Origin of the sequence: Novosphingobium sp. KCTC 2891 (genome assembly GCF_025938155.1) — a bacterium.
Taxonomy (GTDB): Bacteria; Pseudomonadota; Alphaproteobacteria; order Sphingomonadales; family Sphingomonadaceae; genus Novosphingobium.
On record NZ_JAPCZG010000001.1, the window covers coordinates 347,650 to 369,751 of the forward strand.

Genomic DNA, 22,102 nt, shown 5'->3' on the forward strand with positions numbered 1-22,102 from the left:
GCACGGTGGCTGTTCCAGCAACAAATCCCCCGGTGGGCGACCAGAGCCTCGACGAGTTTCTGGGCGTAAAGCCCGTCCCATGGTGGCGCCGCTATCTGAAGTGGTTGGCGATCGGGCTGGTGGTGATCGGGCTCATATTGCTGCTGGCGCGGTGCTTTGGCGGATCGAGCGAGGCAAAGTACGCCACCCAGCCCGTCCGCCGCGACACGCTGCAAGTTACGGTTTCCGCCACCGGCCGGCTTGCGCCGACCAATCAGGTGCAAGTGGGCTCGGAACTGTCCGGGCTGGTGCTGAAAGTGCTGGTCGACGTCAACGATCGCGTCCGCGCCGGTCAGGCCATTGCCCTGATCGATCCTTCCCGCTTTGCCGATACGGTTCGCCAGAGCGAGGCGCAACTGGCCGCCAACCGGGCGGGCCTTGCCCAGGCAGATGCGACGCTTGCGCAAGACCGCGCGCAGTTGGGGCGGCTCGAAGAAGTCTATCGCCTGTCTGGCGGCAAGGTTCCTTCGGCCACCGAACTGTCGGCCGGTCGGGCCGAGTATGGCCGGGCCAAGGCGGCGCTGGCAGCCGCGCAGGCCAACGTGGTTTCGGCGCAGGCCGCGCTTTCCTCCAACCAGACCAACCTGACCAAGACCGTGATCCGCTCTCCGGTCAACGGCGTCGTGCTGGCCCGCCAGGTCGAGCCGGGCCAGACGGTCGCGGCCTCGTTCAACACGCCCACGCTGTTCGTCATCGCTCAGGATCTGGCGGAAATGAAATTGCCGGTGGCGATCGACGAGGCGGATGTCGGCGAAGTTACCACCGGTCAGCGCGCGAGCTTCACCGTCGATGCGTTCCCGGGCGAACGCTTCCCGGCCACGATCACCCGGGTCGAACTCGGCTCCAACCAGACGGTTACATCCAGTTCGACGACCAGTGCCGCGGCCAGCGCGGCACAGGTTGTTTCCTACATTGCCAATCTGGCGGTCAAGAACCAGTCGTTGCGACTGCGTCCGGGCATGACGGCCACGGCAGAAATCATCACCACGGCGCGATCCAACGTGCTGCTCGTGCCCAATGCCGCGCTGCGGTTCACCCCCGCCACCAGCGGACAGGCCGCATCGGGAGGAGGATTGGCGGGTGCGCTTACCCCCCGGCGCCCACGCAGCAGCAGTGACGGTCAGGCGCAAGGCGCAGTCAAGGGCCGCGGCGCGAGCCAGACGATCTATGTGCTGGAGGGTGGCCAGCCCAAGGCCGTGTCGATCAGGACCGGGGTCTCTGACGGAACCATGACCGAAGTGATCGGTGGGACTTTGCAGCCGGGGATGCTTGTGATTACCGGGCAACTTGCGAGCGCGAACGGATAATGCCGCAGGCACCGCTCATCAGCCTGCGCGGCATCACCAAGATTTTTGGCGAGGGCGAAGCCCAATTCCAGGCACTCAAAGGTGTCGACCTCGACATCGCATCCGGTGACTTCGTTGCGGTAATGGGGCCGTCAGGGTCGGGCAAGTCGACCATGATGAACATTCTGGGTTGCCTCGATGTGCCAAGTGGCGGCCGTTTCCTGTTCAAGGGCCGCGATGTGGGGATGCTGAACCGCGACCAGCGTGCCCTGCTGCGGCGGCGCTATCTGGGCTTCGTCTTTCAGGGCTACAACCTGCTGGCGCGCACATCAGCGCTGGAGAATGTGGAACTGCCCCTCATCTATCAGGGCGAAACCCGCGAGACACGCCGCACCCTGGCGATGGCGGCGCTCGAAAAGGTCGGCCTTGCGGCTTGGGCCGGTCATTCGCCGGCAGAGCTTTCGGGTGGCCAGCAACAGCGGGTAGCCATCGCTCGCGCCATCGTCACCAACCCCGAACTGCTGCTGGCCGATGAGCCGACGGGCAATCTCGATACCGAGCGCTCGATGGAAATCATGCGCCTTCTGACCGACCTCAATCAGACCAACGGCATCACGATCCTGATGGTGACGCATGAGCCCGAGATGGCCCAGTTCGCACGGCAGATCATCCACTTCCGTGATGGCTTGGTCGAAAGGATTGAACGTACGCCCGAACGGGCGAGTGAGCCGGCAAGCTGATGCTGGGCACCACGTTTATCCTGGCTTTCCGGTCGATCCGCCGCCACCTGATGCGCTCGTTCCTGACGACGCTGGGGATCATCATCGGCGTGGCGGCTGTGATCACCATGGTAACGCTGGGCGAGGCGACGACCTTGGCCGTGCAGCAGCAGATCGCCAGCTTGGGCAACAACATCCTGCAGATCCGGCCCGGGCAGGGCTTCGGGCGCGGCGGTGGCGGTCCTCAGCCGGCCAACTTCACCGAACAGGACGTGACTGCGATACGCACGCAGATTGCCGGGATCACCGCGGTTGCCCCGCAGGCCAGCAGTTCGGTCGTCGCGGTCTATGAAGGGTCCAACTGGTCCACCACCGTCAACGGCACGATCGGTGAGTTCTTCCGGATCCAGCCGTGGCCGCTGGTGGAGGGGCGCAGCTTCGAACCGGCCGAGGAGGAGGCAGGCAAGGCCGTCTGCATTCTTGGCAATACCGTCAGGAAAAATCTGCTTGCAAGAGGTTCGCTGCTGGGCCGCAGGGTCCGGCTGAACAGCATTTCCTGCACCGTGATCGGTATCCTGTCGGCACGCGGGCAGGCCGGATTCGGCGGAGATCAGGACGACGTGGTGATCATGCCGATCAAGCAGGTCCAGCGTCGCCTGACCGGGAACCACGATATCCGCCTGATGCTGGTGGGCGTGGACCAGAAGTACGAGAGTGCAGCCGTACAGGCCGCCATCGCCAAGCTGCTGCGCGAACGACGCAATATCGAGGGCGTGAAGCAGGACGACTTCAACATCTTCGACACCGCCCAGATCAGCGCGACATTGACCGGGACGACAACGCTGCTGACCCGGATCGTCGCAGCAGTGGCCGCGATCAGCCTGGTGGTCGGCGGGATCGGGATCATGAACATCATGCTGGTTTCGGTCACCGAGCGGACCCGCGAAATCGGCATACGGCTGGCGATTGGCGCGCTCGCGCATGAAGTCCTGACCCAGTTTCTCGTCGAAGCCATCGTCCTGTCGTGTCTTGGCGGCGTCCTTGGCATCGTGCTGGCGCAAGCTCTGATCGTGATCATCGCACCGCTCATGCAGGTGCCGGTGGTATTCGTGCCTCAAATCAATCTCATCGCCTTTTTGATCGCAGCGGCCATCGGCGTGATCTTCGGCTATTTTCCGGCACGGCGCGCAGCCAGCCTGAACCCCATCGATGCCTTGCGTTACGAATAGGCACGCTTGGTCCTGGCCTGGAACTGCTCGACACAAGCGATGGCAGATGCGCCAGGGGCAGGCGTTTCAGCGAGCGGGAGCTGAAATGAACGGAGGGCAGCCTTGGCATGCCCCAAAACGCCCCGGAATGATGGATTTGTCAGCGGCAAAGGTCGGTGAACTGTCCCAGTATTGTTGGGCGCCGCATTTTGCCCAGCAGAGCCTTTTTCGGATTCTCGCCGCAGCTCTCTTTCGGGAACCCGATAGCTACCGGGCACAATCACCTTGTCTGCTGGGCGTCCTCGATGATCGAGACATTTGTGGTGCCGGCTGAGGGATTTGAACCCCCGACCTTCGGTTTACAAAACCGCTGCACTACCACTGTGCTAAGCCGGCGCGCGAGCTTCCTTGCCGGAAACCGTGCGCGACGTCCAGTGGGCGAGATGCCGGGAGGGCCGGATCAGATCACGATGAAATCGGCCCTTCCCGTCATCTGGCGCCGAACGTCCAGCCTTCGGTTCGCGCGATGGCGTCTGTCAGGCCGGCGGGGTTCCACAGGCACGCCTCGTGCGCGGCGGTGCGCAGCCAGGCGGCGGTGAGGATCGCGTCGCTGCGGTGATCGTCGATTGCGCCGGGCTGTCCCGCCGGTGTGCTGCCCAGCCGGGCCAGCGCGAGGTCCAACTCGCCGCCGTCGCGGATCTTCGAGCGCGCCGCTGTCCGCCCCGCCGCCATCGCCGCGATGGTGGTGTAGATCTCGCACACCACGGATCCGCGCGGGGGCAGGGGGTCGATGGGCCACACCGGCAGTCGCCCGGCGAGCCGGTGGAGCACGCGCATCCCCGACAGGCTCGACTTGCCGACTTGCGCCGCCCCGACGAGGTTGAAGTTGGAATAGGGCTTGCACCCCTGCGCTTCCTGGGCGCGCTCCGTCACGCGCAGCCGTCCGCGGCCGCCGCCCTTGCCATCGGCGCTGAAATACGCGCCTTCGCGCCCGCCGTGGCGGCGGAAGTGTGGGGCTATGTGCGGATGATCGACGAACGAACCGACTGAAAGGTGCGCATCGTCTGCTGCCATGGAGTCCACCAGCGCCCAAAGCGACCGCGCATCGGGTGGACTGCCCGCCCAGCCGGGAAAGAACGCGCCGACATCGGCGAAGGCCAGGCTGATGCCCAGGTCCATGCCCACCAGCGTGTTGTCCGGCAACTCGTGCGTCAGCCAGTGCAGCACTTCCGCGCGCGACCAGCGGTGCGCGGGGCGGACAAGTTCGGGCGCGGCGTGGCCTGTGCCACAGATCGCCAGCGCAATGCCCTTGTGCCGCTCGCCTGCCGCGCCCGACCAGTCGATCGCGGCGAAATGGCGAAATCGGCCGGGTCTCACGCGCGCTCGCGGCGCTTGCGGTCCCACCACTCCAGCCGCTTCGTTACCTCGCGCTCGAACCCGCGCTCGACCGGGCGGTAGAACGTCTGCGGGACCATGTCCTCAGGCCAGTAGTTCGCACCGGAAAAGCCATCGTCCGCATCGTGGTCGTAGGCGTAGTCCTTGCCATAGCCGATGTCCTTCATCAGCTTGGTCGGCGCGTTCAGGATATTGGCGGGCGGCATCAGCGATCCGGTGTCGCGCGCGCTTTTCCACGCGGCCTTCTGCGCGGCATAGGCCGCGTTCGACTTGGGCGCGGTGGCGAGATAGAGGCACGCCTGCACGATCGCGAGTTCGCCTTCGGGCGAGCCGAGGAACTCATAAGCATCCTTGGCCGCAAGGCACTGGACCAGCGCCTGCGGGTCGGCCAGCCCGATGTCCTCGCTGGCAAAGCGCACCAGTCGGCGCAGCACGTAAAGCGGCTCCTCGCCCGCGACCAGCATCCGCGCCATGTAGTAGAGCGCCGCCTGCGGGTCCGATCCGCGCAACGATTTGTGCAGGGCGGAGATCAGGTTGTAATGCCCGTCGCGGTCCTTGTCGTAGACCGCGACGCGCCGCATCAGGAACTTCGACAGCCCGGCGGGATCGAGCGGCGCGGGCAGCGACACGTCGAACAGCGTTTCCACCTGGTTGAGCAGGAAGCGCCCGTCGCCGTCGGCCGATGCGACGAGCGCCTCGCGCGCAGGCGGCGTGAGGGGAAGGGTGAGGCCGGTCACTTCCTCTGCCCGGCGCAGCAGTTCCCCCAGCGCGGCCGCATCCAGCCGGTGCAGGATCAGCACTTGCGCGCGGCTCAGCAGCGCGGCGTTCAGCGCGAAGCTGGGGTTCTCGGTGGTCGCGCCGACCAGCGTGACCGTGCCCTTTTCAACAAAGGGCAGGAAGCCGTCCTGCTGCGCGCGGTTGAAGCGGTGGATCTCGTCCACGAACAGCAGCGTGCGGCGCCCGGCGAGCGCCATGGCATCGGCTTCGGCAAAGGCCTTCTTGAGGTCGGCCACGCCCGAAAAGACGGCGCTGATCGCCACGTAGCGCATCCCCACCGCATCGGCGAGCAGGCGCGCGATGCTGGTCTTTCCGGTGCCGGGGGGCCCCCACAGGAACATCGAGGAGAGTTTGCCGGCCACCACCATGCGCCCGATCGCGCCGTCCGGGCCGGTCAGGTGGTCCTGCCCGATCACTTCGGACAAGTCGCGCGGGCGCAACCGGTCGGCCAGCGGGCCATCGTCGCCGGGGGGCGGTGCGGGCACATCCTGCGGAGGCGGGGCGAAGAGATCGGCCATGTCCCGCTCGAGATAGGGGCTTGCGGCGAAAATTGCAGCACCCTCTTGTCGAGATCGCTTTAAGATATATCTTAGATCCATCGAATCGAAAGGAGAACCAATGCGTTTCGACATGCGCGGCTACGGCCGCGGACACCCCGGATGGGGAATGAAGATGATGCGCCATGGCGCGTTTGCCAGCCGTTTCGGCGGCTATGATGATTCCGATGGTGAAGGTTTCGGCGCCGGCTTCGGGGGCGGATTCGGCGGTGGGCGCCACGGCGGCGGTCATGGCCGTCGTGGCGGCGGACGGGGCGGCCGGATGTTCGCACCGGGCGAACTGCGGCTGTTCCTGCTCCACCTCGTCGGCCAGCAGAACCGCCACGGCTATGAACTGATCAAGGCGATCGAGGAACTGACCGGCGGGCACTATGCGCCCAGCCCTGGCGTGGTTTATCCCACGCTCGCGCTGCTGGTGGACGAGGCGATGATCGCCGAAGTGCCGGGCGAGGGCGCGCGCAAGGCTTTTGCCGTGACCGATGGTGGCCGCGCCGAACTGGCCACCCGCGGGGCAGAGATCGCGGCGATCCGCGCGCGGCTGGAAGGGATTGCCGAAGTGCGCGGGCGCGAGGCCAGCCCGCCGGTGATCCGCGCGATGACCAACCTCAAGCTGGCGCTGCGCCAGCGCGCGATGGCGGGCGGACTGGAGACAGAGACCGCGCACCAGATCGCCGACATTCTCGACGAGGCCGCCCGCAGGATCGAACGACTGTGAACCACGCGACCATCAGCAGCACCGCGCGCGTGCCCACCATGCATGGCGCGCGCTACCTTCAGCAGCTGTGCAAGCACTGGGCGCACAACCTTGCGGTCAGCTTCGACGAGACGCACGGCCGCGTCGTGTTTCCGCGCGACGCGCGCGGCGCTTCGTGGGCGGGCGACGGCATCGTCACGTTCGCGGCTGAGTCGGAAACGCTCGTCTGCGCCGTTACGGCCAGTGAGCCGGGCCAACTCGAAGGATTGAAAGGCGCGGTCGCCCGGCATCTTGACCGCTTTGCTTTCCGCGAGGCGCCGCTGGCGTTCGACTGGATCGATTCCGCCTGATTTGCGAGGCGCGCGGTTTGGGCGTAGTCTGTCGCAACTTCGCAAAGGGGAGATTGCGATGGAGCACGCCGACAACCGGTTCGCCCCAGCCCATCTGTGGGTAGTAGGCACGATCAGCCTGCTGTGGAATGCGTTCGGCTGCCTCGATTACCTGCAGACGCAGCTCGGCATGGTGCAAATGCCGCCCGAGGTTGCCGCTTACGTAGCGGGCCTGCCGGGCTGGCTCACCGGCTTCTGGGCGCTGGGTGTCTGGGGGTCGCTGGTCGGCTCGATCCTGCTGCTACTGCGCTCGCGCCATGCGGTGACGGCATTCGCGCTGTCGCTGCTCGGCCTCGCGGTCAGCCAGGGCACCCAGATGCTGACGCACCGCCCCGCCGAAATGAGCGGGCAGGCGATGGCGGTGTTCACTGCGCTAATCTGGGGTGTGCTGATCTTCCTGATCGTCTACGCCCGGCGGATGCGCGTGGCCGGCGTGCTTCGCTGAACCGACGGCCCGTCAGCCGGCGCCTTCCAGACGCTTCTGCTTCTGGCGGATCAGTCGCAGATATGTGTCGGCCACCGCCTGGTTGATCCGGTCCCAGCTGAATTCAAGGCTGCGCTCTTCCCCCGCCGCGCCGTGGCGGGCGCGCAGTTCGGGGTCTTCGGCATAGCAGCGCAGGGCTTCGGCGAACTGGCGCACCGCGCCGGGGGTGATGAGGCGGCCCGAGCCGTGGTCGTCGACAAGGCTCTGGCTGCCGGTGGCTGCGGCGGCGACCACAGGAATGCCGCAGGCCATTGCCTCCAGCGTGACGTTGCCGAACGTTTCTGTGATCGAGGGGTTGAAGAGCATATCCATGCTCGCCACCGCGCGGCCAAGGTCGGATCCGCCCTGAAAGCCCGCGAACACCGCATCGGGCAGGCGCGCGGTGAACCAGTCGCGCGCGGGGCCTTCGCCCACCACCAGCACCTTGTGCGCGATGTTCCGGCGCACCAGCTGGTCGATCGTGTCCGAAAACACGTCCAGCCCCTTTTCCATCACCAGCCGGCCCAGAAAGCCGATCACCACCTCGTCGTCGGCGATGCCCAGGCTGCGCCGCCACGCGTTGTCGCGGCGGCCGGGGTTGAAGATCTCGCGGTCGACCCCGCGCGACCAGATGTCGATGTCATAGTTCATGCGCTGGTCGCGCAGCACTTGCGCCATCGATTCCGAAGGCGCCACCAGCGCGTCGCAGCGGCGATAGAACCGGCGGAGCATCGCTTCCAGCACCGGCTCCAGGAAGGCCATGTTGTAATAGCGCGGATAAGTCTCGAACCGTGTGTGGACCGAGGCGAGGATCGGCAACCCGCGCCGGCGCGCCCAGCTGACCGCGCGGTGCGCGGCGATATCTGGCGAGGCGACGTGGATCACCTGCGGCGCGAACGCGGCCAGGTCGCGCCGCACGCGGGGCGAAAGCGCCATCGGCACACGGTATTCCGCGCGGCCGGGAATGGCGAGCGAAGGCACGCCGATCAGTTCGCCCGTTGCCGGGAAGGCGGGATTTTCCACCTTGGGCGCATAGATCCGCACATCCGCGCCCTGCCGCAGCAGATAGCCGACCAGCCGATTCAGCGCCTGATTGGCGCCGTCGCGGACGTAATTGTAATTGCCGCTGAACAGCGCAACGCGGAGGCCGGCAAGCGGCGCGGCGGGTTTTTCGGAAGGGATCGTCTCTGTGCTGGGCATCGTCCGCGCCATAGCCGCCCCGCTCGCGCTTGGCGAGGGGGCGTGCCTATGCGGTCCTGCAGCGATCACCAGCCGCGGTAATGCTCGCGGTATTCGTGATCATCGTCGTCGCGGTCGCGGTAATGGCGACGCCAACTGTCGTCGCGGTAGTAACCGCGATAGCGCGGATAGGCATAATATCCCCCGCGATAGCGCGGGTAGGAATAATAGCCCCGGTTGTAGTAACCGCCATTGTAGTAGCCGCCGTTATAATAACCGCGGTCGTAATAGCGATCATCGTGGTCTGATGCGATCGCCGCGCCAATGGCGAGGCCGATGATGCCCGCGCCGATAGCCACGGCGGCATCGTCACCGCCGCGGTCGCGATAATATCCGCGCGCCTCGGCTGGCGCGGCGGCGGCAAGCGCGCTGGCCGCAAGCGCGGCGGCAAGGGCGCCCTTCCTGACAAGGTTCATGGTACGTCTCCGTTCCCGCCGCCAACTGCCGGTTCATCGCGGCGCTGCGGAGGGTCAATAACCATATTGTCACAAGGCGCTGAACCTGCGCTGAAACCTTTGTTAATAAGCGGCCTTTTCGACGAACCGTTCGCCGCATTCCGTGCGGGGATGCCACCGGGCGAAAGGCTTGCCTCCGGCGCAGGCAGGCCGTTCCGTCTTCAGCGCTCCAGGCCGCCACGCGCCCTCTCGGGGCCGGGAATGCTGGAGCTTCGGATGCCTTGGCGGCAGGTCCGTTCGATACGTCCGCGTCTGTTGGCGGCTATCGCGTCAGATAGACGGCGGCATTGATCGCCGCGCCGACCATGAGCGCGGCTATGGCCAGGGCTTCGATCGCGCCGCGCTCGATCAGGTCGCGTGCCTTGCCGCGAAATGTATCGGAAGTACGGACCGGCCCCGCCCATTCGAAGGTTGGCTGCTCGGCATGATCCCCGGAATGAATGTCATAAAGCAGGCATCCCTGATCGCCGACTTCACTTGTGGTATCATGACCGAATTCAAGCATGATCGCCGCCAACGATTTTCCGAACTCTCCAGTTTCCTTGGGGGTCGCGGATCATCTTGTGCTGCGTATTGGCAACGTCAGTCAGGTATTGAGTCATCGCATCCAGGCCGTGCTGTGTCAGCCTGATGAAGCTGGCGCGGCCGTCCGTCGTGTCAGGTTCGCGCTCGATCAATCCCTTCACTTCCAGGATCGAGATCCATCGAAGCCCCGTCGATGTTGAATTCGATGCTGCACGGCATGCGCTGGTGATCCGGACGGAGCGACCCTGGGCGTGCGAGATGTAGAGTTCCAGGAGCAAGTCCCAAGCGGGGTCCTTGAACAACTCGTCCGAAAAGTAGCGGTCGCGCCTGCGACGGGCCCGAAAGTGCTCAATAGCCCAAAGGGCGAGATCGGAAGACCTGACTCCCAACTCGGCCGCATTGTCTTGAGCAGGCCTGTCGGCGCGCGACTTCCGATGTAATTGCGCATCGCCAATGGGAATAATGCCTGCGACGGCAGGAAGTGTTCTGTCTCTCTGCCCCATTTCGCAAACCTCCTATCCGCCGATTTGGCGCATTTAAAGTGCCTGCTAGCGGTCAGATCTTCAATATAACGTAAGTTATGATGCGGTGCCAAAATGGGTCTATTCTGATAAGTAATAATCCTAATATCGTCGAGATTTGGCCATTTTTGTTATCATGAAAATGGAGTGATAAATCCAAATTGGCAGGGTTAACTATGATATGGGGAATTGTGTTGGTAATTGTCGGATATGAACGACTTTTTTACTGATAACAAGAAATCGAGAGGTCGGCCTCCGACGACGGGGATCGGGAAGATGATCGGTGTCCGAATCCAGCCGGACCTGCTTGCGGCGATCGACTTCTGGAGTGCGGCGCAGCACGACATCCCCTCGCGCCCGGAAGCGATGCGTCGGCTTTTGCGCGCCGCGCTAGGGGGTACGAAGCATGGGTAGCGTCTGGGTGAAGACCTGTGCGTCGGTCATGGCGGGGGCGTCGTTCATGGGCGCGGCCTGCCTCGCTTACATTGCCCAGGGCACGGGCAATGGCGGAGTTGAAGAGGCGCTGGAGAACCGCGCCGAAGCGCGCCGCAACGAAGCGGCGATCAATTGCCTGGCCATGCTGGAGCGGGCAGAGGCCGCGCAGGAGCGGCTGATCGACTGGGAGATGAGCAAGGAGGCAAACATCCTTGCGAATGCTCGCCGGGGTGAGGGCGCGGCTGTCCGGCGCTAAGCCTCGGGTATCAAATCAGATATAAGGTATCCGGAAACCGACGGCGCAGATAGCCCCGTCGGTCTCCGGGTAATATGTTAGGCCGCTTCCTTCTTGCGGCCGGCCTTCTTGCGCTCGTTCGGATCGAGGATCGCCTTGCGCAGGCGGATCGACTTCGGAGTCACTTCCACCATTTCGTCTTCGTCGATGTAGGCGATGGCCTGTTCCAGCGTCATGATCTTCGGCGGGGTCAGGCGGATCGCGTCGTCCTTGCCGGTCGAACGGAAGTTCGTCAGCTGCTTGGACTTCATCGGGTTGACTTCGAGATCGTCGGGCTTGGCGTTTTCGCCGATGATCATGCCTTCATACAGCGGTTCGCCCACGCCGACGAACAGGATGCCGCGCTCTTCGAGCGGCCCCAGCGCATAGGCGACGGCTTCACCGGCGCCGTTGGAGATCAGCACGCCGTTCTTGCGGCCTTCGATCTTGCCCTTGTGGGTGTCATACTTCTCGAACAGGCGGTTCATGATCCCGGTGCCGCGCGTGTCGGACAGGAATTCGCCGTGGTAGCCGATCAGGCCGCGCGACGGGGCGGAGAAGGTGATGCGGGTCTTGCCGCCGCCCGAGGGGCGCATGTCGGTCATTTCCGCCTTGCGGGTCGCCATCTTCTCGACGACCGTGCCCGAATATTCGTCGTCCACGTCGATCACGACGGTTTCGTACGGCTCGGTGCGCTTGCCGTTCTCGTCCTCGCCGAACAGCACGCGCGGGCGGCTGATGCCGAGTTCGAAGCCTTCGCGGCGCATCGTTTCGATCAGCACGCCAAGCTGAAGTTCGCCGCGCCCGGCAACCTCGAAGCTGTCCTTGTCGGCCGATTCGGTGATGCGGATCGCCACGTTCGATTCCGCTTCGCGCTCAAGGCGGTCACGGATCATGCGGCTGGTGACCTTGCTGCCTTCGCGGCCGGCCATCGGGCTGTCGTTCACGGCAAAGCGCATCGACAGGGTCGGCGGATCGATCGGCTGGGCGTAGAGCGGCTCGGTGACCGACGGATCGGCGATGGTGTTCGCCACGGTCGCCACCGTCAGGCCGGCGATCGAGATGATGTCGCCCGCCTTGGCTTCGTCCACCGGCACGCGCTCCAGCCCGCGGAACGCCATGATCTTCGAGGCGCGACCGGTTTCGACGATCTTGCCGTCGCGATCGAGAGCGTGGATCGGCGAGTTGACCTTGATCGTGCCGCTCTGGACCTTGCCGGTCAGGATGCGGCCGAGGAAGTTGTCGCGGTCGAGCAACGTGACGAGGAACTTGAACTGGCCATCGACGTCGGCGGCCGGCGGCGGCACGTGGTCGACGATCTTCTGGAACAGCGGGGTCAGGTCGCCTTCGCGCGCTTCCTGGTCCTCGCTGGCGTAGCCGTTGCGGCCCGAGGCGTAGAGCACCGGGAATTCAAGCTGTTCGTCGTTGGCGTCAAGGCTCACGAACAGATCAAAAACTTCGTCGAGCACTTCCTGCGGGCGGCCGTCCGGACGGTCGATCTTGTTGACGACCACGATCGGCTTGAGGCCCAGCGCCAGCGCCTTGCCGGTGACGAACTTGGTCTGCGGCATCGCGCCTTCCGAGCTGTCGACCAGCAGGATCACGCCGTCGACCATCGAGAGGATGCGCTCAACCTCGCCGCCGAAGTCGGCGTGGCCGGGCGTATCGACGATATTGATGTGCGTGCCGTTCCACTCGACCGAGGTGCACTTCGCGAGAATGGTGATCCCGCGTTCCTTTTCGAGGTCGTTCGAGTCCATTGCGCGCTCTTCGACGCGCTGGTTGTCGCGGAACGTGCCGGACTGGCGGAAGAGCTGGTCGACCAGCGTGGTCTTGCCGTGGTCGACGTGGGCGATAATCGCGATATTGCGCAGTGGCAGCGACATGGTGTGCTTTCTTCGAGAGATACCGGAGCGCCCCACGTCTCATGGCGAAGAACACGGGGGCTATTACGGGCGCGCGCTTACATCTAATTGTGCATTGCGGCAAGGCGCGATGCCGATTTGCGGACCCGGACGTGAGATGGGGCGTCATCAGGCAGTTTCAACTGCATCCGGATTTCGGCGGGCGGCACGCAGGCTGCCCCAAATTTGCTGATCGCTTGGCAGGACTGTGATCGACCGGCCACATCGCGCGCGAATGCGGCGAGGCGTGCGACGTCAGTGGCAGTTTGCGGATTGTTCGCTACGCCAGCGGAAATTAGGGAGCGATCCGAAAGACATGGGCACGGCGCTCGGTCCGGCGGGCGATCGCCCCTGGGACGCGCATCAGCGGCGATGCCCGGACCGGACCACCCAGGAAGGATTTCTCCCGTCATGAAGCTCGTCGCCACCGGTCGTCATCCGAAGGCCCGCGCCCTGCTGCTCGCCGGCGCCGCCACGCTCTTTGCCGGCATGCCTGGCCTTGCCGCGGCGCAGGAAGCCGCGCTTGCGGAAGAAACGGCCCAGCCCGCCACGGACGACGCCAGGCCGGCCGCCGGTGTGGATGGATCGGACGACGCGATCATCGTCACCGCCACCAAGCGGGAGCAGACGCTTCAGGATGTGCCCGTCGCGGTCAGCGTGACCACGGCGCAGACCATCGAGCGTGCCCAGATCCGAGACATCAAGGACCTGTCGAGCTTGGTGCCCTCGCTGCGGGTCAACCAGCTCCAGAGCACGGCCAACACCAACTTCTTCATTCGCGGCTTCGGCAACGGCGCCAACAATGTCGGCATTGAGCCTTCGGTCGGCGTGTTCATCGACGGGGTCTATCGCTCGCGCTCGGCAGCGCAGGTCGGCGATTTCCCAGATATCGAACGCATCGAGGTGCTGCGGGGCCCGCAATCGACGCTGTTCGGCAAGAACGCCTCGGCTGGCGTCATCTCCATCGTCACCGCGAAACCCAGCTTCACCTTTGGCGGTAATGCAGAGGCCAGCTATGGCAACTATAATGCCGTGGTCTTGAAGGGCGTGGTCACCGGTCCGGTGTCGGACAAGGTCGCCGTCAGCCTTGCTGGCGGATACAACCGGCGCGATGGCTACAACAAGGATCTGGGCACCGGCAGCGATGTGAACGATCGCAACCGCTGGTTTGTGCGTGGGCAGCTCTATGCCGAACCCAGCACGCAGCTGCGCCTTCGCCTGATCGCCGACTATTCGAGCATCGACGAAAATTGCTGTGCCTCGGTCAATGTGCGCCCGTCTGCCTCGACGCTGGCGGTCCGCGCGCTTGGCGGCAACGTCAACGACGTGAGCGAGCGCTTCGCCAACCGGGTCTGGTCGAGCTATGACGCGCAGAACGACATCCGCAACTACGGGTTGTCGGGGCAGGTCGACTACGATCTCGGCCCGCTGACCTTCACCTCGATCACCGCGTTCCGCCGCACGGATGCCTTCACCAATTCCGACGCAGACTTCACCAGCGCTGACTTGATCGGCCGGTTCTCGCAGGACCTTAAGATCAATACCTTCACGCAGGAACTGCGGGTCGCCACCAACATGGAGGGGCCGCTCAACTTCCTCGTCGGCGGTTACTACTTCAACGAGAAGATCGACCAGGCCAGCCAGCTGCAATGGGGTGCCGACGCGCGCGGTTATGCCGATGTGCTGATCCGTGGCCTCAGCGGCGGGGCGCAGTCGCTCGCCGGGATCGAGACGCTGTTCGGCGGCCTTTCCGGGCAGGACTTCGCGGGCAAGTTCTTCGCGCGGGGGCAGGGGCTGGACGAAAAGTACCGGCTCAAGAACGATGCCTTCTCGGTCTTCGGGCAGGCCGATTTCAAGCTGGGCGACCGCATCACCATCACTGGCGGCGTGAACTATACCAAGGACCGCAAGCGCTTCTCCACCAACATCACGTCCAGCGATGTGTTCGCTTCGCTGGACATCCCGGCGCTGCGCTCGGCCGCCGCCAATTATGGCATCGCGCAGTATATCGGCCAGACCTTCTTCAACGTGCCAGTCGCCTCGGCCGCGCAGGTTCAGGGCTTCGCTCAGGCCAACCCCGCCGGCTTCGCGCAGATCAACACCGCCGCACAGACGCGGACCGCGCCGCTGCTCGGCCTCCAGCAGCTGCAATACCTGCCCGCTTTCCTCAACCTGCCCAACGCGGTGGAGCCGGGCCGGACGAGCGACGACAAGGTGACCTGGGTGGCGCGCGTCGCGTTCGACGTGAACGACCAGATCAATCTCTATGCAAGCTACGCCACCGGCTTCAAGGCCAGCTCGATCAACCTCTCGCGCGACAGCCGCCCGTTCGAAAGCGACCGCACCGCGATCGAAGCGGCGGGCATCGGCGTGCCGAACCAGACCTATGGCTCGCGCTATGCCGGGCCGGAATATGCCAAGGTCTATGAAATCGGCCTGAAGGCGGACTGGAAGGTGGCGACCGCCAACATCGCGGTGTTCCAGCAGTCGATCGCGGGCTTCCAGTCGAACGTCTTCACCGGCAAGGGCTTCATCCTCGCCAATGCCGGGAAGGAGACGGTGAAGGGCATCGAGTTCGAAGGCACGGTCAAGCCGGCGAAGGGCTGGCTGTTCTCGGCCGCGTTCACCTACCTTGATGCCAAGTACGACAAGTTCGTGTTGTCGGCGGTGGGCGATCTTTCGGGGACGCTGCCCGCCGGCATCCCGTCGCTCTCGACCACGCTGGGGGCGCAATACGACTGGGCGCTGGCCAACGGCGACCACCTGATCCTGCGCGGCGACTATCACTACGAATCGCCGACCCAGATCATCGAGGGGCTGCCCGGCTTCCTCGACATGGGCGTGGCCGCCGCGGTCGATGCGGCGCGGCCCTTCCGGCGCGAGGTGAGCGAGGTCAACGCCTCGATCACCTATGCGCTGGCGAATGGACTGGAACTCACCGCGTGGGGCCGCAATCTCACCAACGACCGCTACCTGCTCAACGTGTTCGATTCGCCCGCTCAGCCGCATTCGGTGACCGGCTACACCAACCAGCCGCGCACTTATGGCGGCACGGTGCGCTACCGTTTCTGACGCAGGCCCGTGTCAAAGCGACGGGATCAGGGGCGCTGCGGCGCCCCTTTTTCTTGCAGCCGGGCGCGATTGGTGTCTCAATCGTTTCAGCGCCTCCGCGCAACGACGGATGGCGATCGGCAGAGGGGAACCGGTCATGGAATGGATGCTGATGCCGCTTCGGCGCTACGCCGACTTCAAGGGACGCTCGCGCCGCAAGGAATTCTGGCTGTGGGTCCTGCTCAACATGATCGTCATGACCGTCTTCGTCGGACTGTTCTTTGCCACCGGCGGATACCAGACGGTGATCGACGCCGGAAAGAACGGTGCGTTCGCGGTCTATGGCGCGATGTTCTCGGGCTTCGGACTGCTGTTCGCGGTGTGGGGGCTGGTCACGCTGGTGCCCAACATTGCGGTCACCGTGCGCCGCCTGCATGACCGCGACCTCAGTGGCTGGTGGTATCTCGCGGTCGTGCTGCTGGCGATGATTCCCTACATCGGCGGGCTGGTGAACATCGGGTTCCTCGTCCTGATGTGCCTCGAAGGCACGCATGGTCCCAACCGCTTCGGCCCCGACCCCAGGGAAACGGGCGGCGCCATGGTCTTTGCGTGATCAAGCTGCCCTGACCAAGGAGACAGGCGCCATGAACTGGATGCTGCTGCCCTACCGCCGCTATGCCGAGTTCTCCGGCCGATCGCGCCGGCGCGAATACTGGATGTTCGTGTTGTTCTACTTGCTGGTGTTCGTGGTGCTGAACGCGGTGTTCGGCACCAACGAGGTTACCCGCACGCCCACCGGATTCGGCTACGGTAGCCGGCTGGTCGGCGGCGGCGGCCTCCTCGGCGGGCTGTTCGCGCTGGCGAGCTTACTGCCGGCGCTGGCCGTGTCGGTGCGCCGCCTGCACGATCAGGACCGCACCGGCTGGCTCGTCCTGCTCGCGCTGATCCCGTTCCTCGGCGGCTTCGCGCTGCTTGTGCTGATGTGCCTGGAAGGAACGCGCGGCCCCAACCGCTTCGGTCCCGACCCCAAGAATCCCGCCGGCGCCGAGATATTCTCCTGAGGGACGGCGCCTCTTACAACTCTCGCAGCGCCTGCGCGGGCCGGGTGCGCAGTACGCTCAGCGAGCCGGCCACCGCCAGCACCAGCACCAGCGCCACCCCGGCTGCGAGCACGCCCAGCACGCGCGGCCAGTCCGGCATCCATGCGAAGTCGAACAGCTGCGTCACCACCAGCCACGCCGCGCCCGTGCCCAGCAGCAGCGCGACCGCCGCAAGCAGCGCGGCGAGCAGGCCGTATTCCGCCAGCAGCAGCGCCAGCAACTGTCGCCGGCTGGCGCCCAGCACGCGCAGGATCACGCTGTCGTACTGACGCCGCTCGCGCGCGGCCGCGATGGCGCCGGCCAGCACCGCCATGCCCGCCAGGATCGCCACGCTGGCAGCGGCGAGGATCGCGGTGCCCATCTGCGACAGGATGTCGCGCGCCTGCGCCAGCACCGGCCCGATCTCGATCACCGAGGATGAAGGCAGCGCGCGCACCAGACCTGACAGGATCTGCCGCCGCACCTTGCCCGATTTCTCGCCGCCGGGCAGTTCGATGGTGGCGGCAAGGTTGTGAGGCGCATCGGCGATGGCGTTGGGGCTGAACACCAGCACATAGTTGAACCCCATCGAATCCCAGTCGATCCGCCGGAACGAGGCGATGGTCGCGCTGCGCTCCACCCCCAGCAGCGTCACCGTGATCCGGTCGCCCAGCTTCAGGCCCAGCACGTCGCGCAATTGCTCGTCCACCGAAACCATCGGGTCGCCGGCATAGCCCCTGGGCCACCACGCGCCCTCGGTGATCGTGTTGCCGTCGGGCACCGCGTCGGCATACGTCAGGCCCCGGTCGCCGCGCAGGGCCCAGGCATCGTCGGGGATCTGCTTCAGGTCCGCCACGCGGGTCATCCGGTCCGCCGGGCCATAGGCGATGATGCTGCCGCGCATCGCCGGAACGGTGCGGATCGCGGCGTCGGGCGCGGCGGCGCGCACCACCTGTTCGAACTGCGGCAGGCTGGCGGGCGGCACGTCGAGCACGAAATAGTCCGGCGCGCGCGCGGGCACGCGGCGGGCGATATTGCCGTCCAGGCTGGTCTGGATCGCCGCCAGCAGTACGAAGGCGGCAAGCCCGAAGCCCAGCGCCACCACCAGCGCGCCGGTCTGCGCGCCGGGCCGGTGCAGGTTGGCCAGCGCCATCCGCGCGATCGCGCTCTTGGGCCGGGGCAGCCGCGCCGCCAGCCGCGACAGGCCAAAACCCAGAGCCGCAAGGCTGAGGAACAGCGCCGCCGCGCCGCCCAGGAACCCAGCGGCTAGCAGCTTCTGCGGCGATGTCAGCACGGCCAGCGCGGTGATCCCGGCCAGCCCTGTGCCCACCGGCAGCGCCGCCGCGCGCCAGCGAGTCCCCAGCGGCGCCACCCGCGCGCGCATGAGTGCCATGGCCGGGAAATCGCGCGCGCGCAGCAGCGGCGGCGCGGCGAAAGTGAGCGCGATCAGCACGCCATAGGCCGCCGCGATGGCCAGCGCGGCCGGATCGACCACGAAGCCCGTCTCGATCGGCAGCAGGCCCGACAGCGCCTTGCCCAGCAGCGGTGTCACGCCCACGCCGATGCCCAGTCCCAGCGCAATGGCCAGCGTGGCCGCGGCGGACAGTTGCAGCAGATAGATGCGTGCCACGTCGCCGCTGGTCGCGCCCAGGATCTTCAGGGTGGCGATGCTGCTTCGGCGCGCTTCCAGATAGGATGTCACTCCGTTGCCGATGCCGATCCCCGCGATGGCGAGCGCGGCCAGTGCCACCAGGACCAGAAACTGCCCCATGCGCGACACGAACCGGTCCAGCCCCGGCGAGGCCTTGTCGCGCGTGCGGATCTCGAAGCCCGAGGTAGGAAACCGCGCCTTGAACGCATCGGTGACGGCCTGCGGATCGGCGGCGGCAGGCAGGCGCACGCGATACTTGGTGCGCGCCATCGAGCCGACTTGGACCAGCCCGGTCGCGGCCAGCGCCTCCGGGCCGACGATCACCGTGGGGCCAAGCGAGAAGCCTTCGCCCAGCCGGTCGGGCTCGTCGCCGATCACGCCGCCCACGGTCAGCACGGCCTGACCGATCTGCACGGCATCGCCGACGCGTATGCCCAGCCGGTCGGACACGCCGGGCGCGATCCACGCCGTCATCCCGCGCGGCGCGCCGGCCTTGTGGCCACCGTCCAGCGTGAACGTGCCGTAGAGCGGCCATTTCGCATCGACCGATTTCAGCTCCACCGGCACTGTCATGCGCAGATCGCCAGGCCGCCGCGCGATGGCCTGAAGCCGCATGCCGACAGACAGCGTGCCCAGCCGGTCCAGCGCCGCGCGCTCATCTGCCCCGGCCTCGCGCCCGGCGAGTGTGAATTCCGCGTCGCCGCCAAGCATCGTCTGTCCGCGCGCGGCAAGTTCGTGGCGGATCGCGCCGGTCAGCGTGCCGATCGCCGCCAGCGCGGCGGTGCCGAGCACCAGGCAGACCAGCAGCAGCCGCAGGCCCCGGAACTTCCAGTCCAGCCCGCGCCGCGCCAGCCGCCATGCGGCGGACCAGGAGAGGTTCATTGCGGCCCGTCCGAAACGATGTGCCCGTCGGCCAGCCGCACGATCCGGCCGCAGCGCTCGGCCAGCGCCTCGTCATGCGTCACCATCAGCAGCGTTGCTCCCGCCTCGGCCGCGCGCGCGAACAGCAGGTCGGCCACTGCGGCCCCGGTCGCGGCATCGAGATTGCCGGTCGGCTCGTCGGCGAACAGGATGCGCGGCGAGGGCGCCAGCGCGCGGGCAATCGCCACGCGCTGCTGCTCGCCGCCCGAAAGCTGCGCGGGATAGTGGTGCAGGCGGTGGCCCAGCCCGACCGCTTCCAGTTCGGCCCGCGCGCGTTCCATCGCCCCGTCCGCACCGGCCAGTTCCAGCGGGGTCGCCACGTTTTCCAGCGCGGTCATCGTCGGCAGCAGGTGGAAGGCCTGGAGCACGATGCCGATGCGCCCGCGCCGCGCGGCGGCAAGGCCATCCTCGTTCAGCACAGTGAAGTCCTGCCCATCGACCAGCAGCGTGCCACCGCTGGCGCGCTCCAGCCCTGACAGCACCGCCAGCAGCGACGACTTGCCCGATCCCGATGGCCCCAGCAGCGCCACGCTTTCACCCGCGCCCACCATCAGGTCGATGCCGCGCAGGATTTCCACCCGGCCATCGCCGTCGCCGAGCGCAAGGGTCAGCGCCTTTGCCAGGATGACGGGGCCGGAGAGGAAGGGAGCAGGGGCGGGCGCGGAAGGATCGCTTGTCACGCCTGCAACCATGCCTAGATTGGTTGCATCAAGCAACCTGCCCGAAAGTGCCCGATGCGCCGCCTGTCGATTACTGCCCTGTTGCTGCTCGCCGCCTGCTCGTCGCAGCCCGCGCCCGCGCCGCAGCCCACCGCGACAGGGGCGGCCCATGCCGCAGCGCCGGTCCCCGCAAACGCTCCGGTGATCCTCGCGTTCGGAGACAGCCTCTACGCCGGCTACCAGCTGGCCCCGGGTGAAAGCTATCCGGCCAAGCTCGAAGCCGCGCTCAATGCCGGCGGCACCGGCGCGCGCGTGGTCAATGCGGGCGTATCGGGCGATACCACCGCCGCCGCGCGGCAGCGGCTGGCCTTTACGCTGGACAACCAGCCGGTGAAGCCCGCGCTCGTGCTTGTGGGGCTGGGCGGCAACGATATGCTGCGCGGTCTGCCTCCGGCCGAAACGCGCGCCAATCTCGATGCGATCCTGGCCGAGCTCAAGCGACGCCAGATCCCCGCGATGCTCACCGGCATGCTTGCCGCGCCCAATCTCGGTGCGGATTACGTCAAGCAATTCAATCCGATCTGGCCCGCTCTTGCGGCGAAATACAAGGTGCCGCTGGTGCCGTTCTTCCTCCAGCCGGTGGTCGGCAACGATGCCCTGCTGCTGGGCGATCATCTCCACCCCAATGCGCAAGGCATCGACCGTATCGTGGCGGCCACCGAGGGACAGGTTGCGGCGACCCTGAAGGCAGCGACGCGGGGTTAGACCCGCAGGGCCGCCCCTTCCGCGACGCGCCACACCGCTGCTTCTCCGGCGATCTCGGCAAAGGGCGCGATTTCCGTCCCCGTCATCCACACTTGCGCGCCGGATGCTGCCAGCCGCTCGTAAAGCGCGGCGCGGCGCAGCGGGTCGAGATGCGCCGCGATCTCGTCCAGCAGCAGCAGGCGCGGGCGTGGGCCCGCGGTCAGCGCGGCGTGGGCCAGCACGATGGCGATCAGCATCGCCTTCTGTTCCCCGGTCGAACAATCGGCGGCGGGCGCGTTCTTGGCCGCCAGCATGACCGCCAGATCGTCGCGGTGCGGCCCCGTCAGGGTGCGCCCGGCGGCGCGGTCGCGGCGGCGACCTTCGCGCAAGGCCCGGCGCAGCGCGTCCTCGTCCGCGGGGGTCTCGCTGGCATAGGCCAGCGCGGGGCGCGCAAAGGGCTGTTCGGGCAGTGTCTCGATCACTGCCGCCAGATCGCCCACCAGCGCGCGCCGCGCCCCTGCCAGGGCCGTTCCGGTTTCCGCCAGCTGCGCTTCCAGCGCGTCGAGCCACGCCGGGTCCGGCTCGGCCGGATCGGACAGCAGCCGGCCGCGTTCGCGCAGCGCCGTTTCATACCGGGTGGCGGTGCGCGCATGATCGGGCCGCACCGCCAGCACAAGCCGATCGAGGAACCGCCGACGCGCGCTCGGCCCTTCGGCGAACAGCCGGTCCATCGCCGGGGTCAGCCAGGTGATCGAAAGCCATTCGGCCAGCCGCGTCGCCGGTCCCGACGCGCCGTTGATCCGCACCGTGCGGCTGTTGGGAGCCGAGGCGAGGGTCGCCGTTCCCAGCGCAAGGTCTCCGCCTTCCATCTCCGCCGCCACCGCGAAGCTGCCGTCGCCGGTCCGTCCCGCCATTTCCGAAGGCTGCGCGCGGCGCAGGCCGCGGCCCGGCGCGAACAGGCTGATCGCTTCCAGGACGTTGGTCTTGCCCGCGCCGTTCTCGCCCACCAGCACGTTGAACGCAGCCGTGTCCTCCAGCCGGGTTGCGGCGTGGTTGCGAAAATCGCGCAGGGTCAGGCGGGTGAGGGCCATGGCGGAGCGGGGGTTAGAGGGTTTCG

General features: G+C 66.4%; 21 protein-coding genes and 1 tRNA gene. 11 read left to right on the forward strand and 11 right to left on the reverse strand.

The genetic code is table 11. The annotated features are described in order from the left end of the window. The first annotated feature begins 32 nt into the window (after positions 1 to 32). From OLX02_RS01655 to OLX02_RS01665, 3 genes are read left to right on the forward strand one after another with little or no spacing between them, the layout of a single operon-like run. Positions 33 to 1,346: an efflux RND transporter periplasmic adaptor subunit gene (locus tag OLX02_RS01655; protein ID WP_264420307.1), complete on the forward strand. Its 1,314-nt coding sequence runs from the start codon at positions 33 to 35 to the stop codon at positions 1,344 to 1,346. Beyond that, on the forward strand, positions 1,346 to 2,065 hold the full coding sequence (locus OLX02_RS01660; protein ID WP_264419657.1) for an ABC transporter ATP-binding protein: 720 nt from the start codon (positions 1,346 to 1,348) through the stop codon (positions 2,063 to 2,065). The genes OLX02_RS01655 and OLX02_RS01660 overlap by 1 nt, the downstream gene beginning before the upstream one ends. Then, on the forward strand, positions 2,065 to 3,273 hold the full coding sequence (locus OLX02_RS01665) for an ABC transporter permease (RefSeq protein ID WP_264419658.1): 1,209 nt from the start codon (positions 2,065 to 2,067) through the stop codon (positions 3,271 to 3,273). Before OLX02_RS01660 ends, OLX02_RS01665 begins: the two co-directional genes overlap by 1 nt. A 300-nt stretch (positions 3,274 to 3,573) precedes the next feature. Here the strand turns inward: OLX02_RS01665 and OLX02_RS01670 are convergent. From OLX02_RS01670 to OLX02_RS01680, 3 genes are all read right to left on the reverse strand, one after another. Then, positions 3,574 to 3,648 (reverse strand) — tRNA-Thr (locus OLX02_RS01670). Between the two features lie 93 nt (positions 3,649 to 3,741). Beyond that, positions 3,742 to 4,629 (reverse strand): hypothetical protein, encoded by an 888-nt coding sequence (locus tag OLX02_RS01675; protein WP_264419659.1) that lies wholly within the window; start codon positions 4,627 to 4,629, stop codon positions 3,742 to 3,744. Continuing rightward, positions 4,626 to 5,942, reverse strand: coding sequence for a replication-associated recombination protein A (locus tag OLX02_RS01680; protein ID WP_264419660.1), 1,317 nt, complete (start codon positions 5,940 to 5,942; stop codon positions 4,626 to 4,628). The genes OLX02_RS01675 and OLX02_RS01680 overlap by 4 nt, the downstream gene beginning before the upstream one ends. Positions 5,943 to 6,042: 100 nt before the next feature. On the opposite strand from OLX02_RS01680, the gene OLX02_RS01685 reads away from it, so the two are divergent. From OLX02_RS01685 to OLX02_RS01695, 3 genes are read left to right on the forward strand one after another with little or no spacing between them, the layout of a single operon-like run. Then, positions 6,043 to 6,696, forward strand: a complete 654-nt coding sequence (locus OLX02_RS01685) for a PadR family transcriptional regulator (protein WP_264419661.1) — start codon at positions 6,043 to 6,045, stop codon at positions 6,694 to 6,696. Further along, complete coding sequence (locus tag OLX02_RS01690; RefSeq protein ID WP_264419662.1) at positions 6,693 to 7,025, forward strand: DUF2218 domain-containing protein; 333 nt, start codon at positions 6,693 to 6,695, stop codon at positions 7,023 to 7,025. Before OLX02_RS01685 ends, OLX02_RS01690 begins: the two co-directional genes overlap by 4 nt. Before the next feature lie 58 nt (positions 7,026 to 7,083). After that, positions 7,084 to 7,509, forward strand: coding sequence for a hypothetical protein (locus OLX02_RS01695; RefSeq protein WP_264419663.1), 426 nt, complete (start codon positions 7,084 to 7,086; stop codon positions 7,507 to 7,509). Positions 7,510 to 7,521: 12 nt separating this feature from the next. On the opposite strand, the gene OLX02_RS01700 is transcribed toward OLX02_RS01695, so the two are convergent. The 4 genes from OLX02_RS01700 to OLX02_RS01715 all read right to left on the reverse strand — a co-directional run bounded on the left by OLX02_RS01700 (position 7,522) and on the right by OLX02_RS01715 (position 10,249). Then, positions 7,522 to 8,727, reverse strand: coding sequence for a glycosyltransferase family 4 protein (locus OLX02_RS01700; protein WP_264419665.1), 1,206 nt, complete (start codon positions 8,725 to 8,727; stop codon positions 7,522 to 7,524). Positions 8,728 to 8,792: 65 nt separating this feature from the next. Continuing rightward, positions 8,793 to 9,182: a hypothetical protein gene (locus tag OLX02_RS01705; protein WP_264419667.1), complete on the reverse strand. Its 390-nt coding sequence runs from the start codon at positions 9,180 to 9,182 to the stop codon at positions 8,793 to 8,795. Between the two features lie 301 nt (positions 9,183 to 9,483). Beyond that, positions 9,484 to 9,738, reverse strand: a complete 255-nt coding sequence (locus OLX02_RS01710; RefSeq protein ID WP_264419669.1) for a hypothetical protein — start codon at positions 9,736 to 9,738, stop codon at positions 9,484 to 9,486. Continuing rightward, positions 9,719 to 10,249, reverse strand: a complete 531-nt coding sequence (locus tag OLX02_RS01715) for a MarR family winged helix-turn-helix transcriptional regulator (RefSeq protein WP_264419671.1) — start codon at positions 10,247 to 10,249, stop codon at positions 9,719 to 9,721. The genes OLX02_RS01710 and OLX02_RS01715 overlap by 20 nt, the downstream gene beginning before the upstream one ends. 424 nt (positions 10,250 to 10,673) lie before the next feature. Between OLX02_RS01715 and OLX02_RS01720 the strand changes: the two genes are divergently transcribed. Next, the gene (locus OLX02_RS01720; protein ID WP_264419672.1) at positions 10,674 to 10,958 is read left to right on the forward strand and encodes a hypothetical protein; all 285 of its coding nucleotides are present in this window, start codon (positions 10,674 to 10,676) and stop codon (positions 10,956 to 10,958) included. A 77-nt stretch (positions 10,959 to 11,035) separates the two neighbouring features. On the opposite strand, the gene typA is transcribed toward OLX02_RS01720, so the two are convergent. Then, complete coding sequence (gene typA, locus OLX02_RS01725) at positions 11,036 to 12,856, reverse strand: translational GTPase TypA (RefSeq protein WP_264420308.1); 1,821 nt, start codon at positions 12,854 to 12,856, stop codon at positions 11,036 to 11,038. Positions 12,857 to 13,291: 435 nt separating this feature from the next. Here typA and OLX02_RS01730 point away from each other — a divergent pair, with 435 nt between their 5' ends. The 3 genes from OLX02_RS01730 (at position 13,292) to OLX02_RS01740 (ending at position 16,992) form a co-directional block, all read left to right on the forward strand. Continuing rightward, a complete protein-coding gene (locus OLX02_RS01730) occupies positions 13,292 to 15,952 on the forward strand; it encodes a TonB-dependent receptor (RefSeq protein WP_264419674.1) in 2,661 nt (886 codons plus the stop codon). Positions 15,953 to 16,088: 136 nt separating this feature from the next. After that, entirely contained in the window at positions 16,089 to 16,544 is a 456-nt protein-coding gene (locus tag OLX02_RS01735) for a DUF805 domain-containing protein (protein WP_264419676.1), read from the forward strand. A gap of 31 nt (positions 16,545 to 16,575) precedes the next feature. Beyond that, positions 16,576 to 16,992 carry a DUF805 domain-containing protein gene (locus OLX02_RS01740; protein ID WP_264419678.1) on the forward strand — a complete coding sequence of 139 codons (417 nt, stop codon included), beginning with the start codon at positions 16,576 to 16,578 and terminating at the stop codon, positions 16,990 to 16,992. Between the two features lie 13 nt (positions 16,993 to 17,005). On the opposite strand, the gene OLX02_RS01745 is transcribed toward OLX02_RS01740, so the two are convergent. After that, positions 17,006 to 19,543 (reverse strand): ABC transporter permease, encoded by a 2,538-nt coding sequence (locus OLX02_RS01745; protein WP_264419679.1) that lies wholly within the window; start codon positions 19,541 to 19,543, stop codon positions 17,006 to 17,008. Then, the gene (locus tag OLX02_RS01750) at positions 19,540 to 20,274 is read right to left on the reverse strand and encodes an ABC transporter ATP-binding protein (protein ID WP_413630030.1); all 735 of its coding nucleotides are present in this window, start codon (positions 20,272 to 20,274) and stop codon (positions 19,540 to 19,542) included. The genes OLX02_RS01745 and OLX02_RS01750 overlap by 4 nt, the downstream gene beginning before the upstream one ends. Before the next feature lie 42 nt (positions 20,275 to 20,316). Between OLX02_RS01750 and OLX02_RS01755 the strand changes: the two genes are divergently transcribed. Then, entirely contained in the window at positions 20,317 to 21,006 is a 690-nt protein-coding gene (locus OLX02_RS01755) for an arylesterase (RefSeq protein WP_264419683.1), read from the forward strand. Here OLX02_RS01755 and recF read toward each other — a convergent pair. Next, on the reverse strand, positions 21,003 to 22,076 hold the full coding sequence (recF, locus tag OLX02_RS01760) for a DNA replication/repair protein RecF (protein WP_264419685.1): 1,074 nt from the start codon (positions 22,074 to 22,076) through the stop codon (positions 21,003 to 21,005). The genes OLX02_RS01755 and recF overlap by 4 nt on opposite strands. Positions 22,077 to 22,102 lie beyond the last annotated feature (26 nt).

Excerpts from the sequence above, each read along its gene's own strand:
- OLX02_RS01660 (WP_264419657.1), top strand. The coding sequence starts at position 1,346 with ATGCCGCAGGCACCGCTCATCAGCCTGCGCGGCATCACCAAGATTTTT.
- OLX02_RS01665 (WP_264419658.1), top strand. The coding sequence starts at position 2,065 with ATGCTGGGCACCACGTTTATCCTGGCTTTCCGGTCGATCCGCCGCCAC.
- OLX02_RS01680 (WP_264419660.1), bottom strand. The coding sequence starts at position 5,942 with ATGGCCGATCTCTTCGCCCCGCCTCCGCAGGATGTGCCCGCACCGCCC.
- OLX02_RS01685 (WP_264419661.1), top strand. The coding sequence starts at position 6,043 with ATGCGTTTCGACATGCGCGGCTACGGCCGCGGACACCCCGGATGGGGA.
- OLX02_RS01695 (WP_264419663.1), top strand. The coding sequence starts at position 7,084 with ATGGAGCACGCCGACAACCGGTTCGCCCCAGCCCATCTGTGGGTAGTA.
- OLX02_RS01700 (WP_264419665.1), bottom strand. The coding sequence starts at position 8,727 with ATGCCCAGCACAGAGACGATCCCTTCCGAAAAACCCGCCGCGCCGCTT.
- OLX02_RS01705 (WP_264419667.1), bottom strand. The coding sequence starts at position 9,182 with ATGAACCTTGTCAGGAAGGGCGCCCTTGCCGCCGCGCTTGCGGCCAGC.
- OLX02_RS01715 (WP_264419671.1), bottom strand. The coding sequence starts at position 10,249 with ATGGGGCAGAGAGACAGAACACTTCCTGCCGTCGCAGGCATTATTCCC.
- OLX02_RS01720 (WP_264419672.1), top strand. The coding sequence starts at position 10,674 with ATGGGTAGCGTCTGGGTGAAGACCTGTGCGTCGGTCATGGCGGGGGCG.
- OLX02_RS01730 (WP_264419674.1), top strand. The coding sequence starts at position 13,292 with ATGAAGCTCGTCGCCACCGGTCGTCATCCGAAGGCCCGCGCCCTGCTG.
- OLX02_RS01735 (WP_264419676.1), top strand. The coding sequence starts at position 16,089 with ATGGAATGGATGCTGATGCCGCTTCGGCGCTACGCCGACTTCAAGGGA.
- OLX02_RS01740 (WP_264419678.1), top strand. The coding sequence starts at position 16,576 with ATGAACTGGATGCTGCTGCCCTACCGCCGCTATGCCGAGTTCTCCGGC.
- OLX02_RS01745 (WP_264419679.1), bottom strand. The coding sequence starts at position 19,543 with ATGAACCTCTCCTGGTCCGCCGCATGGCGGCTGGCGCGGCGCGGGCTG.
- OLX02_RS01750 (WP_413630030.1), bottom strand. The coding sequence starts at position 20,274 with ATGGTTGCAGGCGTGACAAGCGATCCTTCCGCGCCCGCCCCTGCTCCC.
- OLX02_RS01755 (WP_264419683.1), top strand. The coding sequence starts at position 20,317 with ATGCGCCGCCTGTCGATTACTGCCCTGTTGCTGCTCGCCGCCTGCTCG.
- recF (WP_264419685.1), bottom strand. The coding sequence starts at position 22,076 with ATGGCCCTCACCCGCCTGACCCTGCGCGATTTTCGCAACCACGCCGCA.